Raw genomic sequence first — 13,609 nt, 5'->3', positions numbered from 1 at the left:
GTTACGCGTGCTTAGCGGCTAAACGGTGCTGCTTTTCTAATTTTTTACGAATACGGTCGCGTTTGGTGCTCGATAGGTAATCCACAAACAGCTTACCGTCTAGGTGATCCATTTCGTGTTGAATACAAACGGCCAGTAAGCCCGTGGCTTCAAGCTTGAATTCTTTACCGTCTTTGTCGATGGCTTCAATTAAGCAGTGCTCAACGCGCTCAACTTCTTCATAAAAGCCAGGAATACTTAAGCAGCCTTCTTGCATTTTCTCTTTATCACCCTCTAATACCGTGATTTTAGGGTTGATAAAGACAAGTGGCTCGCTGCGGTTTTCGCTTATATCGACAACAATGATCTCTTCATGCACATCGACTTGCGAAGCGGCAAGGCCAATGCCCGGTGCTTCATACATCGTATCGAACATATCCTTAATAAGTTGACGGTGTTTGTCCGTTACCTTAGTGACTGGCTTCGCTTTTGTGCGTAAGCGAGGGTCAGGAAACTCTAAAATATCTAATATAGCCATAAACTTGTGATGCCTTAGTAGTCATTAGGGCATAGGCCCTGCTAATATTGTATGTATCTATTATATCCAATGTAGCAGTCGGTTGTCTCATAACCGCTGCATACAAATAAAAATAAGGGATTAACCCATGCTCAAACCCTTTCTCAAAAGCATTACTCTGGCTTTATGTATTGTCAGTGGTGCTGGTATCGCTCACGCGACTGATCTAAAACCGGGCCATCCGGTTGAATATGTGGTCAAAGACGGCGATACCCTATGGGATTTATCGCAGAAATTCTTAGAAGACGCTTGGTTGTGGCCTGAGATTTGGCAAATCAATGAGCAAATTGAAGACCCTCATTTAATTTATCCCGGTGATACCATTGGCTTGGTTTATCGTGGCAAAGAAGTGAAAGTAACCGTTACCGAACGATCAGCTGCTGCAAATGAAGTTGTAAAGTTAACACCAACTGCTCGTATCACGGTTTTAGCGAGCGCTATTCCGCCGATTCCCATGACGGCGATCTCTAGCTTTATGAGCAATAGCCGTATTGTAAAAAGTAAGCAATTAAGCGGTGCGCCTTACGTCGTAGCAGGTGATGATAATCGTATTTTGGCTGGCGGTGGCGGTAAAGTATACGCACGTGGTTTTGAAAAAAATGAAGAGCCGCAAGCGGGCTACGGTATCTTTCGTAAAGGCCAGGTTTTTGTAGACCCAGATACATCTGAGGTTTTAGGTCTTGAAGCCCGTGAAGTCGGTGCTGGATCAGTACAGGCATGGGATGGTGACGTGGCGACTTTGTCCCTTTCAAATTCTCGCGAAGAGGTAATGGCAGGCGATCGCTTACTGGCCACAGAAGATCGCCAAGTGGTTGCCAACTTTATACCAAGCTCTCCACCTGATAATGTGTATGGTCGTATGATTGCGGTGTTAGGTGGTGTTACACAGATCGGACAATACCAAGTGGTGGTGATTAATCAAGGTGATCGTGACGGTGTAACAGAGGGGAATGTATTGGCGATATACAAAGAAGGCAATACCATTATTGATCGTGTCACCCGTCAAAAAGTAAAACTGCCTTCTGAGCGTGCAGGGCTTATGATGTTATTTCGGGTGTTTGAAAAAGTCAGCTATGGCCTTATTTTAAGAGCAAAAGTGCCATTATCAGTCGGTGATGCAGTGCGCAGCCCGCAGTAACGCGTTAATTGGCGATACTAATATTTAAGTCTATCGCCTGATACCTTCAAAAAAGCCTTTGGTTAAAGTAACCAAAGGCTTTTTTTATGGCCGTAAGTTAAGACGCAAGGAAGCTATGGCCATGGATTGGACATCACAACAATTAGCGTGGATAAATTTAGCGCTTGTCCCAGGTGTAGGACCAAAAACCCTACACAGAATACTAACAGCGGATGTTTCTTTAGAAGGGATATATTCACTGCAAAAAAAGGAACTGAAAGCCATTGGCTTAAGCGAAAAAAGCGCTGAGCATATTGGTCTTCATCCACCTAATAACCCGAGTAAAAGTGTCGACTCAGCACTCACATGGGCACAAAAATCTGGGCATCACTTATTAACACTGGCTTGTGAGCATTATCCTGAGCAGCTAAAGCAAATCGCCACAGCTCCGCCTCTATTGATGGTGAAAGGCAATATAGAGTCACTTAGTTTTCCACAAGTGGCTATGGTGGGCAGTCGATACCCTACCAGCAATGGTGCACAGCAAGCGTATGATTTCGCCCAACAGCTGACTAACTTGGGCCTAACCATAACGAGTGGTTTAGCGCGTGGTGTAGATGCGCTTGCCCATCAAGGTGTCGTTGATGTGGGCGGAACAACCATTGGTGTATTAGGAACGGGCATTGATAGTATTTATCCAAAAGCAAATGCGAAGCTAGCCGAACAAATGTTAGAAAAAGGTGCGTTAGTGAGCGAATTTGCATTGGGTGCAAAAGCGATTAAAGGACACTTTCCTCGACGTAATCGAATCGTAAGTGGCTTAAGTTTGGCGACCTTAGTTGTTGAGGCGACATTAAAAAGTGGGTCGCTTATTACCGCGCGCCAAGCGCTTGAGCAAAATCGGGAAGTCATGGCGATTCCAGGTGCGATACATAATCCGCAAAAAGCAGGCTGTCATTACTTAATTCGCCAAGGCGCTAAGTTAATTGAAAAGCCAGAACAGGTGATGGAAGAACTCAACTTGCAAATAAGTCAGGTAAATAGAGGGGTTAGCCGTCAACAAGATTGCGCACAAGAAAATAATGCACACTTAGATTTGTGCGGTGAGCAGTTAAAAGTGTACAGCGCGCTAGATTATGACGGCCTAGATATGGAAAGTTTAGTCAATAAAACTCGCCTAGATGTAGGTCAACTTTCAATGGTGTTAATGGAGTTAGAATTGGCGGGTATTCTGACACAAACACAAGGTGTCTATGCTCGCTGTTAGGCTGCCTCTTGCATCAACGCCTGAGCTTAGGTAACTTGCGCATTCTGTCTTTTCAAAGCACACAACATGCGTTGGCCAATATATATAGCAAGTAAAGTAATTCAGGATGCAGGTGTTATTGCCTACCCAACTGAAACGGTTTGGGGATTAGGTTGTGACCCATTCAATGAGCGCGCGTTAGAGCGGGTGATTGAGATCAAAAAAAGAGATGCCCATAAAGGTTTAATTTTAGTAGCGGCCAGTATTGAGCAGTTCGACTTTTTATTACACGACGCTGATGAACAAACCATTAAAAAATTAACGGATAGCTGGCCTGGTGCCGTAACCTGGTTAGTCCCTCATAAAAATCGTGTACCTCAGCTGGTCCATGGGCAATTTGATACGGTGGCCATTCGTGTTAGCTCTCATCCAATGGTGCAGCAACTTTGTAAAGAAGTGGGTGGCCCTGTTGTGTCCACATCCGCTAATTTTTCAGGCAAACCAACCGTACGAAGCGCGATCCAAGCGAAGTGTGTGTTAGGCCCTTATTTAGATTTTATTTTGTCAGGCCCTGTGGGTTTGGCAAATGCACCCAGTCGTATTATTGATATGCAAACTGGGCGAGTTATTCGAGGATAACCAAAATGAACATAGACGCAGTAAAGCAGTATTTATTAGCGCTGCAAGATAATATTTGTGAACAGCTGGCCGCAGAAGACGGTGGTGCAACGTTTACTGAAGAAAACTGGATTCGAGAGCAAGGCGGCGGCGGTCGTACGCGAGTGATGGCCAATGGTGGTGTGATTGAAAAAGGCGGTGTTAATTTTAGCCATGTATTTGGTGACACGCTTCCGCCAAGTGCCACGGCTAACCGCCCAGAACTAAATGGGCGTAGCTTCCAAGCCATGGGGGTAAGTTTAGTTATTCATCCGCACAATCCATATGTGCCTACCAGCCATGCTAACGTGCGATTCTTTGTCGCCGAAAAAGAAGGCGAAGAGCCTGTCTGGTGGTTTGGCGGTGGTTTTGATTTGACCCCGTATTATGGCAATCACGATGACGTACGCGCCTGGCATCAAACGGCTAAAGATGCCTGTGATCCATTTGGTGATGGCGTCTATGAAAAATATAAAAATTGGTGTGATGAATATTTTCACCTTAAACATCGAGACGAGCCGCGCGGTGTCGGCGGTTTATTTTTTGATGATTTAAGTGAAGAAGGTTTTGATAAAAGCTTCGCCTTCATGCAAAGCGTGGGTGACCACTTTATCAAAGCGTATCGGCCTATTATGGCAAAACGTAAAGATACGCCATTTGGTGAACGCGAGCGTAAATTTCAATGCTATCGTCGTGGCCGTTATGTAGAATTTAATTTGGTGTTTGATCGTGGCACTATTTTTGGCTTACAAACCGGTGGTCGTACAGAATCAATCTTGATGTCGCTGCCACCGATAGTGCACTGGGATTATAACTGGCAACCAGAAGACGGTAGCGCTGAAGCTAAATTATACACTGACTTTTTAGTGCAAAAAGATTGGTTAGCTTAATCATGTTTTCAACATCATTCGCCACAGAGGCTATTTGAGTGACCGACTTATATGCGGTAATGGGCAATCCCATTAATCATAGTAAAAGCCCAAGTATTCATGCTCAATTTGCTGAACAAGCAAAGGAAGATCTAGTCTACAGCGCCATGCTGGTACCGACTGAAGGGTTTGAGCCAGCGGTAAAAGATTTCTTTAAAGGTTCAGGTAAAGGCTTGAACATTACGGTTCCGTTTAAAGAACAGGCTTATCAACTGGCGTCAGCGCTTACGCCACGAGCTCAAACGGCTCAAGCGGTGAATACGTTAGTGCTACAAGAAGACGGCTCTATTCTTGGGGACAACACTGATGGGGCCGGTCTTGTGCGAGACCTGGTCATGAATCAGCAAGAAGACATCGTAGGCAAACGCATATTAGTGATTGGGGCGGGTGGCGCTGTGCGAGGCATCTTGCAGCCTTTTTTAGAGCAAGACCCAGCGCATATTGTGATTGTGAATCGTACGTTTGAAAAAGCTCAGCTTTTAGCCGATAGCTTTAAGGTGTTCGGGAGCATTGAAGCAAAAGAATTTACCGATTTAACCGAACCGTTTGATGTGATTATAAATGGTACCTCCGCCAGTTTGGCTGGCGAATTACCGCCATTACCCGATGTTGTGATTGCACCCAACACCGCCGTATACGACATGATGTACAGCAAAGAGCTAACCCCATTTTTAGTCTGGGCGAAAAACTTAGGGGCTAAAAAAATCATTGATGGCTTGGGGATGTTGGTTGAACAAGCGGCTGTGAGCTTTGAACTGTGGCGTGGCATTAAGCCAAACAGTATTGCAGTGCTCACGGATCTTCGCGAACAAATACAGGGTAAATAGCCCCTGTTGATAAAAGCAGATATAAAAAAAGCACCTTAGGGCTACCTAAGGTGCTTTTTTATTTAGTCTTCCAAATCCCAGTAATCATCGAGCTGCATTTTCTTGCGCTCTAGGTGTGCTTCGATTGCTCGCCGTGCAACGAGTTTGGCCGATGCCTCGCTCTTTTTGCATACCACGATATTTCCTTTTTTATCAAAATTAACCAGCTCTTCGCTTGCTTGGTCTTTGATGACTGCAGTTGCTTCCATGGATCACCCTTTTGATTACCTGTCTTAAGACGGCTTATTGTTATTAATAAAGGTGACAACAGCATGACAATAAATGGTTCAAAAAACAATCACTTAACATGGCAAACTGTAATAAATGGGTGTTCTAAGAGAATATCATTGGTTTTTTTGATGATTATTTGATCGCTTTTTCGCTGTGACGCAATGAACTGATGCTTTTTTTCACTTTCGCTAAGTGCTCATCAAACTCGGGCCCTTTGCGTTGTGCCACGCCCACCGCCAAACAATCGATGACTAATAAGTGCGCAATGCGCGACGTCATGGGTGTAAATACATCGGTATCTTCTTTGATATCCACATGTATTGGCAGGTCGGCTAAATCACTTACTGGAGTGTTGGGAGGTGACAAACTGATCACATGCGCACCTTGTTGCTGTGCCATTTCCATTGCATGTAACAAGTCTTTGGTGCGACCGCTTTGGCTAATGGCCACCACTACATCGTCTTTTTGTAAGGTAACAGCAGACATGCACTGCATGTGTGGATCAGAGTAAGCCACGGTCGAAAATTGTAAGCGGAAAAACTTATGCATGGCGTCCATGGCCACTGCACCCGATGCGCCAAAACCATAAAACTCAACGCGTTTTGATTTATTTAGAGCGGCAATCGCGGCGGCTACTTGGGCAGAATCTAAAAAATTACGCGTGGTAATAATTTGGTTAATACTAGTGTCGAAAATTTTTTTAATGATGTCCGAGCTGGTGTCATCTTCCGCAATAGAAAACTGACCAAGACTATGATGCACCGTATTACTTTGTGCCATGCGTACTTTAAAGGCTTGGAAACCGTTTAAGCCCAAAGCTCGGCAAAAACGTACGATAGTGGGCTCGCTCACCATGGCTTCTTGGGCCAAGTCGACAATGCGCATGTGAATGACGGCATCCACATTACTGAGCACGTACTGCGCAACCTTAACCTCAGACTTTCGCATCTTGGGTATGGATTGGCGGATTAGATCAATAAAAGGGTTTTGATGGGGCACTGTGGGCTCACTTCATGCTTTGGCGCAAGTATAGCCTAAAGTCTTTTGTCACAAGAAGTGTTAATACAATTCACTGTAAGGATGGACAGTAATCGCTGCAAGCACTGCCATGCTCCGATATAATGCCCGCTCATTTGCAAGACACCGTGTTATGGACGTTACCGAACTTTTAGACGGGTTAAATCCCGAACAGCGCGAAGCGGTTGCTTCACCGTTAAATCACCAATTGGTTTTGGCGGGCGCAGGCTCGGGTAAAACGCGGGTGCTAGTGCATCGCATTGCTTGGCTAATGCAGATTGAACACATCAGTCCTGGCTCTATTTTAGCGGTAACGTTTACCAATAAAGCCGCAAAAGAAATGCGTCACCGCGTTGAAGAGTTAACGGGTATTAGCCCGCGTCACCTGTGGATTGGTACATTTCACTCTTTGGCTCACCGTTTATTGCGCACTCATTGGAAGCAAGCGAATTTACCTGAAAACTTTCAAGTTATTGATAGTGACGATCAGTTGCGCTTAATTAAGCGTATCGTACGAACCATGAACATTGATGAAAATACCTACCAGCCAAAACAAGCGCAGTGGTACATCAACGAGCAAAAAGATGAAGGATTAAGAGCCGCACACATTCAGCCTTTTAATGATGAGTGGGCACAAACCATGGTCACCATTTATGGTGCCTATGAAGAAGCTTGTCAGCGTGCAGGCATGGTGGACTTTGCCGAATTGTTATTACGCGCGCATGAGTTGTGGTTAAACCAGCCCGCCGTATTAACGCAATACCAAAATCGTTTTCGCTACATTTTGGTAGACGAGTTTCAAGACACCAACAGTATTCAGTACGCTTGGTTACGTGTGCTGGCTGGTAATGTGGTACCCGTGATGGCGGTAGGGGATGATGACCAATCTATTTATGGTTGGCGTGGTGCGCGAATCGAAAATATTCAGCAGTTCACCAAAGATTTCACTGGCTCGCAGCAAATCAAATTAGAGCAAAACTATCGCAGTACCAGCAATATTCTGAATGCCGCAAACGCCGTGATTGATAACAACCCATCTCGCTTGGGTAAGAACCTTTGGACAAACGGTGAAGCGGGCGAGCTTATTTCGCTTTACAGTGCCTTCAATGAGCAAGACGAAGCGCGCTTTATTTGCGACGAAATTGAAACATGGAAAAAAGCCAATCCAGATAAACGTTATGAGCACTGCGCGATTTTGTATCGCTCCAACGCACAATCGCGAGTGATCGAAGAAGCGTTCATACGCGCAAGCCTGCCGTATCGTATTTACGGGGGGCAGCGATTCTATGATCGCTTAGAAATTAAAAACGCCATGGCGTATTTGAGATTGTTATTAAACCGTCATGATGATGCGGCATTAGAGCGCGTCATTAATGTGCCGGCCCGTGCCATCGGTGAAAAAACCGTACAGCAATTGCGCTCGTTTGCCCGTGAGCATGGCACCTCGTTATGGCAAGCACTTGAACAAAGCATTCGCCAAAAATTATTAACGGCTCGTGCCATTACTTCGCTCAGCAAATTTGAAACACTGCTTGATGAAATGGAAGTGAGCACGCAAAACGTTGAGCTGTATGAACAAGTAGATCACGTCATTCAAAATAGCGGCTTAATTGAGCATCACCAAAAAGAAAAAGGTGAAAAAGCCCAGGCACGATTAGAAAACTTAGACGAACTAGTTACGGCAGCCAAAAGTTTTGACCCTGAAGCCATGCAAGAAATTCCGCCAGAAGGTGAAGAAGCGGTTGCGTATTCGTCACCAATGGCAGCGTTTATCGACCAAGCTGCACTGGATGCTGGTGACTCACAAGCAGACGAATTTGAAGACAGCGTGCAAATGATGACGTTGCACAGTGCCAAAGGCTTGGAATTTCCACTGGTATTTCTAGCCGGTGTCGAAGAAGGACTGTTCCCTCACAAAATGTCGGCAGATGACCCTAATCGTTTAGAGGAAGAACGCCGACTGTGCTATGTGGGCATCACTCGCGCCATGGAAAAATTGGTGATGACCTATGCCGAAAGTCGACGATTACATGGCCAAGAAACATTCAACTCGCCTTCACGTTTTATTCGCGAAATTCCAAAAGAATATTTACAAGAAGTGCGATTAAAAAGTACGGTAAAAAAACCAGTATCCAATTATTTCAGCACACAGAGCGCCAAAGAAGCCACCGGCTTAAACATTGGTCAACGCGTATGGCATGATAAATTTGGTGAAGGCGTGATATTGGATATGGAAGGCCAAGGGCCGCAAACTCGCTTACAAGTATCATTTGATTTTGATGGCACTAAATGGCTGGTATCGGCGTATGCCAATTTAAAACCCATGGATGAATAGCGTCTAATTAAGTTTTTAACGGTAAGAGTCGCGCCCCTGTGCGCGATACAAAGAACTAATTTAAATCGCTACGAAACGATGGTCAGTAATTACCCTTTATCTATAAAAGTATTAATAATATAAAACTAAAATAAAAAGGAAAATATATAAATGAAGATACTACTAATGGGTGTGTTGGCAATATTGCTAAGCGCCTGCGGTGAAAAAGCCAACGAAGCCGCTGTAAAAAGCGCCGAGCCACAACAAACATTTGAGTGGAAGCTTGTTACTAGCTGGCCAAAAAACTTCCCCGGTTTAGGCACAGGCCCAGAAAAATTCTCCAAAATGGTCGAAGAAATGTCCGCTGGGCGTTTAAAAATTAAAGTCTATGGCGCTGGCCAATTAGTACCTGCACTTGAAGTATTTGATGCCGTCTCTCGTGGTACCGCACAAATGGGTCATAGTGGTGCTTATTATTGGAAAGGCAAAGCGCCAGCGGCACAGTTTTTTACATCGGTACCGTTTGGTCTAACCGCACAAGAAATGCATGGTTGGATCCATTACGGTGGGGGGATGGAATTGTGGCAAGAAGTGTATGCGCCGTTTAATTTGATTCCATTAGCCGGGGGCAATACAGGTGTACAAATGGGCGGCTGGTTTAATAAAGAAATTAACAGCCTAAAAGACTTAGATGGTCTAAAAATGCGCATTCCTGGTTTGGGCGGTGAAGTATTACAACGCGCCGGTGGCACCCCAGTCACTTTACCGGGCGCTGAATTATTTACCGCTTTGCAAACGGGTGCTATCGACGCCACCGAATGGGTGGGCCCGTACAACGACTTAGCATTTGGTTTATACAAAGCCGCTAAATATTATTATTACCCAGGCTGGCATGAGCCAGGCTCCATGATGGAATACACGGTTAATAAAGATGCGTTTGACGCTTTACCAAAAGACTTGCAAGCCATTGTGAAGGTCGCATCTCGTGCTGCCAACCAAGACATGCTTGACGAATATACCTCTCGTAATAACAAAGCACTGCAAAATCTTATCAATAAACACGGTGTTGATGTACGCGCTTATCCTGACGACGTATTACAAAAGCTGAAAGGCTTATCGTATGAGGTACTAGAGGAGCTAGCAGCGAAAGACCCAATGAGCAAAAAAGTATACGAATCGTTTAAAGCTTATAGAGATGATGTGGTTGAGTATCACAAAATATCGGAACAAGCGTATTTGAATGCGCGTTCTTTTTAATTGATTTTTTTATATAAAAGGATTTAGTTTAAATGCGTAATGTGTGTATTAAGCAACTATCATTAATTTTTGTCATATTATCAATGTCGGGTTGTGCAGTATTACACCAACTTGGCATTGGAAGGCTATCAATGGATTATGGGTCATTTGTGGTAAAAGACTCTACGAATGATAGAGTTTCTTCAGTCCAATATATGGAAATTGAAAATTTAACAGATAAAGTTATATCTGATTATTATTTAAGAATAAGCGTCTATTATGATAACTATGCTATTTTTTCAACTGAACCAGTTAATTTAGAACTCCCTCCAAAATCAAAAGTAATGGTAGATGTGCCAATAGAGTTCTATTATAGCTATTTACTTTCAAAAAAACTTGATCTCAGAAAAAGTGTATTAAAAGGATCCGAGCATTTTTCTTTTGAAATAAACCCTATTCTATCCAATAAGCAATCAACAGGCAGTCTTTTTAGCTATAGGAACAGTGGCACGGATATTTCTATTAAACCGTCTAAAATTGATATTAAATTTCCTAATAATAAAGTACAGAAATTTAATATATTTTATATATTACCACCTAAAGATAAAAAAAGATTCGATAGAGAAAAAAGACGAGAAAGAAATAAATTCATTAATGATACTATATTTTAAGTTAGTTCATAAAGCTGCCGAATAAGCATTTACCAAATAATTAACCAATAAAACGGGAGTAACTTGCTCCTGTTTTATTTTTTATTAGCATCCGACATCCGACATCCGACATCCGACATCCGACATCCGACATCCGACATCCGACATCCGAATCAATCCTGTGGCACCTGACGAATACGCCCATTTTCATTCATAGCTATATACAAAAACGTTTTTGATCTTTTCATTTGATGAAGGATAATGGGCAGAATTAAATGAAGAATAATCTAAAATAAATGCCAAAGTTAAAATTACTCGCCCCAAGCTGGAAATCATTTACAAAGCTAACATACATCATAACCCATACTGATACTTTTAAATTTGGAAAGACGGTTCGTAAGCCCCTTACATCTGAATATCAGTTCTCTTTAGAATATCTTGAATCTACGGTACAAGGTGAGGTTCTAATTTTAGATTTTAAAGAAGGAGTTTGGGGGGTATTTAAACACCCGACAGGGGCTGGGTGATATAGTTGAATTATTAGAATCTGTGAAAGAGTGGCCGACATTCAATAGCAAAATAATATATAGCCGTAAAGGTGAATGCTGTGATTGGTTTGATTGGGTATCCACGAAGCAATTATTAATATCGTACTTTAATGAAACCTTTGAATTCTTGGATCCCTTTACATTAAGAAAGCATGCGGATGGTTTTGATGATCTAATTGAATCACTAGAGGAGTATTTATTGTTAGATGTTAAGAATATTTTTGAACATATCGGGTTGGAGTATCACACAGATGATATTTTACATGAGAAGGAGGATATAACCGAGACAATTACGAATCAGCTTGAAAAGCTTATATCAATACTCGAACTTCAAGAAAATAATAATGAGGATGAAATTAACTCAGTACGAAAGAAATTAAGCTTAGTTATAGAGGATCCCTCTTTAAATCAACGGCATTCAGCGATTATTTTTGATCAAAATAGAAGTAGTTATACTATTGAAATGCTAAAAGGGGTTAATACGGTTTCATCCAATGCTAATCATGATTTTGATGAAATTATGAGGAAATTCAATAAAGGAGAATTTGAATTTGACGACTATAAAAATATCACTCTAATTTATAAATCGGTAACGATTGAAAAAGACAAAAATATATTAAGTGTTTTTTTAGATGTATGGAGAACAGTAACTAAAGATATGTTGAAAGAAAGGCGTATCAAAATAGAGTTGTTAGGGGCGTAAATAAAAACGGGAGCCTTTAGCTCCCCAGACTGCTGACAAAGTCCTCGCCTTTTTAGGTGAGGATTTTTTATAATAGGGCCATGCTAAATGACCGCCCCCAAACACAGTCGCAACTTGAGTTCGTTTCCATTGACGAGCTTGTGCCTAATGACCATCTTCTGCGCAAGATTGAGCAGAAAGTGGATTTCAGTTTTATTCACGATTTAGTCAAAGACTTTTATAGCCCCAATAACGGCCGACCGGCGTTAGATCCCACTTTGATGTTCAAATTATTATTCATCGGCTATTTATTTGGCGTGCGCAGCGAGCGCCAATTAATCCGCGAGGTTCAGGTTAACGTGGCCTATCGGTGGTTTTTAGGTCTTGGGTTAACCGACAAGATTCCCGATGCCTCCACCTTAAGCCAAAACCGTATTCGACGGTTTAAAGAATCCGATGTCTATCAGCAGATTTTTGATGAAATCGTGCTGCAAGCCATGAAGAAGAAGCTGGTGGGCGGAACCACCCTTTATACCGACTCTACTCATTTGAAAGCCAATGCCAATAAAAACAAGCACATTAAAGTGCAAGCACAAGCTGAACGCCAAGCGTATATGGATGAGCTGGATAAAGCGGTTGAGCAAGACAGGCTAGATCACGGAAAAAAGCCCTTGGCGTCGCGGTCAGAGACGCCCAATAAATCGAGAGACATCAAACAAAGCACCACAGACAAAGACAGTGGCTACATGGTGCGTGATAACAAGCCAAAGGGGTTTTTCTATTTAGACCATCGCACAGTTGATGCACGCTGCAACATCATTACCGACGTACACGTCACAGCGGGTAATGTTCACGACAGTGTCCCGTATCTAGCAAGACTCGACAGACAGGTGCAACGTTTTGGATTTAATCTTCAGCATGTGGGTTTGGATGCTGGGTATTTTACCGCAGCGTTATGCAAAGGCATCGAAGATAGAAACCTTTATGGTGTCATGGGCTACAGACGACCCACGCATAAAAAAGGGTATTTCTACAAAAACCAATACGTTTACGATGAAACACAAGATCTCTACACCTGCCCACAAGGACAGAATGTTTTTTATCGCACCACCACTCGAGAAGGCTATCGCCAATATCATAGCGACGCAAACGCATGCCAACACTGCCCAGACTTAACGCGCTGTACCAAAAGTCAAAATCACACAAAAGTGATCACGCGGCATGTTTGGGAAGGCAGCAAGGATAGAATCAACGAACACCGCTTAACAGACAAAGGCAAACCTACTTTACGCAAGGCGAAAGGAAACGGTGGAAAGAAGTTTTGCAGATGCCAAACAATTACACGGCTATCGCTACGCGCAATTTCGAGGCAAACACAAAGTGCAAATGCAGTGCTTAATGACGGCCGCTGCGCAAAATATGAAAAAGATCGCATTAATGGCAGCGTAAAGCGCTTTGCATTAAAAATGCCTGTCAGAAAAGCCTTATCAGGCCAAACTAAAGCTCGATAAGTGTGGGTGGAATATTAAATTGAGATATATGAGGTGAGAATAAATTGAG

At 43.1% G+C, this 13,609-nt stretch carries 13 protein-coding genes; 10 read left to right on the top strand and 3 right to left on the bottom strand.

Annotation, left to right across the window (positions count from 1 at the left end; translation table 11 throughout):
• Position 1 precedes the first annotated feature (1 nt).
• The gene (def, locus tag ACU6U9_RS06280; protein ID WP_446734198.1) at positions 2-517 is read right to left on the bottom strand and encodes a peptide deformylase; all 516 of its coding nucleotides are present in this window, start codon (positions 515-517) and stop codon (positions 2-4) included.
• 127 nt (positions 518-644) lie between these two features.
• Here def and ACU6U9_RS06275 point away from each other — a divergent pair, with 127 nt between their 5' ends.
• The 5 genes from ACU6U9_RS06275 (at position 645) to aroE (ending at position 5,332) form a co-directional block, all read left to right on the top strand.
• Positions 645-1,694, top strand: a complete 1,050-nt coding sequence (locus ACU6U9_RS06275) for a LysM peptidoglycan-binding domain-containing protein (protein ID WP_446734197.1) — start codon at positions 645-647, stop codon at positions 1,692-1,694.
• 121 nt (positions 1,695-1,815) lie between these two features.
• Complete coding sequence (gene dprA, locus ACU6U9_RS06270; RefSeq protein WP_446734196.1) at positions 1,816-2,940, top strand: DNA-processing protein DprA; 1,125 nt, start codon at positions 1,816-1,818, stop codon at positions 2,938-2,940.
• A 66-nt stretch (positions 2,941-3,006) separates the two neighbouring features.
• On the top strand, positions 3,007-3,558 hold the full coding sequence (locus ACU6U9_RS06265; protein WP_446734195.1) for an L-threonylcarbamoyladenylate synthase: 552 nt from the start codon (positions 3,007-3,009) through the stop codon (positions 3,556-3,558).
• 5 nt (positions 3,559-3,563) lie between these two features.
• Positions 3,564-4,466, top strand: coding sequence for an oxygen-dependent coproporphyrinogen oxidase (gene hemF, locus ACU6U9_RS06260; RefSeq protein ID WP_446734194.1), 903 nt, complete (start codon positions 3,564-3,566; stop codon positions 4,464-4,466).
• A gap of 38 nt (positions 4,467-4,504) precedes the next feature.
• On the top strand, positions 4,505-5,332 hold the full coding sequence (gene aroE, locus ACU6U9_RS06255; protein ID WP_446734193.1) for a shikimate dehydrogenase: 828 nt from the start codon (positions 4,505-4,507) through the stop codon (positions 5,330-5,332).
• Between the two features lie 62 nt (positions 5,333-5,394).
• On the opposite strand, the gene ACU6U9_RS06250 is transcribed toward aroE, so the two are convergent.
• Positions 5,395-5,580 (bottom strand): PA3496 family putative envelope integrity protein, encoded by a 186-nt coding sequence (locus ACU6U9_RS06250; protein ID WP_446734192.1) that lies wholly within the window; start codon positions 5,578-5,580, stop codon positions 5,395-5,397.
• A gap of 154 nt (positions 5,581-5,734) precedes the next feature.
• Positions 5,735-6,601 (bottom strand): MurR/RpiR family transcriptional regulator, encoded by an 867-nt coding sequence (locus ACU6U9_RS06245; protein WP_446734191.1) that lies wholly within the window; start codon positions 6,599-6,601, stop codon positions 5,735-5,737.
• Positions 6,602-6,752: 151 nt separating this feature from the next.
• Between ACU6U9_RS06245 and uvrD the strand changes: the two genes are divergently transcribed.
• The 5 genes from uvrD (at position 6,753) to ACU6U9_RS06220 (ending at position 13,498) form a co-directional block, all read left to right on the top strand.
• Positions 6,753-8,954 carry a DNA helicase II gene (gene uvrD, locus ACU6U9_RS06240; RefSeq protein WP_446734190.1) on the top strand — a complete coding sequence of 734 codons (2,202 nt, stop codon included), beginning with the start codon at positions 6,753-6,755 and terminating at the stop codon, positions 8,952-8,954.
• Positions 8,955-9,104: 150 nt separating this feature from the next.
• A complete protein-coding gene (locus ACU6U9_RS06235; protein WP_446734189.1) occupies positions 9,105-10,190 on the top strand; it encodes a TRAP transporter substrate-binding protein in 1,086 nt (361 codons plus the stop codon).
• A gap of 32 nt (positions 10,191-10,222) precedes the next feature.
• On the top strand, positions 10,223-10,840 hold the full coding sequence (locus ACU6U9_RS06230) for a hypothetical protein (RefSeq protein ID WP_446734188.1): 618 nt from the start codon (positions 10,223-10,225) through the stop codon (positions 10,838-10,840).
• A 528-nt stretch (positions 10,841-11,368) separates the two neighbouring features.
• Positions 11,369-12,070, top strand: coding sequence for a hypothetical protein (locus tag ACU6U9_RS06225; protein WP_446734187.1), 702 nt, complete (start codon positions 11,369-11,371; stop codon positions 12,068-12,070).
• Positions 12,071-12,150: 80 nt separating this feature from the next.
• Positions 12,151-13,498, top strand: a protein-coding gene (locus ACU6U9_RS06220; RefSeq protein ID WP_446734186.1) for an IS1182 family transposase whose coding sequence is annotated in 2 segments (ribosomal slippage) — positions 12,151-13,329 and positions 13,331-13,498 — 1,347 coding nt in all. Because the reading frame shifts where the segments join, the coding sequence is not laid out codon by codon here.
• The last annotated feature ends 111 nt before the right edge of the window (positions 13,499-13,609 follow it).

The sequence above is a fragment of the Pseudomonas sp. HK3 genome, assembly GCF_052920985.1.
The sequence above is the reverse complement of the archived record's forward strand: the minus strand, read 5'-3'. Positions and strand labels throughout refer to the sequence as shown.

Excerpts from the sequence above, each read along its gene's own strand:
- ACU6U9_RS06230 (WP_446734188.1), top strand. The coding sequence starts at position 10,223 with ATGCGTAATGTGTGTATTAAGCAACTATCATTAATTTTTGTCATATTA.
- ACU6U9_RS06275 (WP_446734197.1), top strand. The coding sequence starts at position 645 with ATGCTCAAACCCTTTCTCAAAAGCATTACTCTGGCTTTATGTATTGTC.
- ACU6U9_RS06250 (WP_446734192.1), bottom strand. The coding sequence starts at position 5,580 with ATGGAAGCAACTGCAGTCATCAAAGACCAAGCAAGCGAAGAGCTGGTT.
- dprA (WP_446734196.1), top strand. The coding sequence starts at position 1,816 with ATGGATTGGACATCACAACAATTAGCGTGGATAAATTTAGCGCTTGTC.
- ACU6U9_RS06235 (WP_446734189.1), top strand. The coding sequence starts at position 9,105 with ATGAAGATACTACTAATGGGTGTGTTGGCAATATTGCTAAGCGCCTGC.
- ACU6U9_RS06265 (WP_446734195.1), top strand. The coding sequence starts at position 3,007 with ATGCGTTGGCCAATATATATAGCAAGTAAAGTAATTCAGGATGCAGGT.
- hemF (WP_446734194.1), top strand. The coding sequence starts at position 3,564 with ATGAACATAGACGCAGTAAAGCAGTATTTATTAGCGCTGCAAGATAAT.
- uvrD (WP_446734190.1), top strand. The coding sequence starts at position 6,753 with ATGGACGTTACCGAACTTTTAGACGGGTTAAATCCCGAACAGCGCGAA.
- def (WP_446734198.1), bottom strand. The coding sequence starts at position 517 with ATGGCTATATTAGATATTTTAGAGTTTCCTGACCCTCGCTTACGCACA.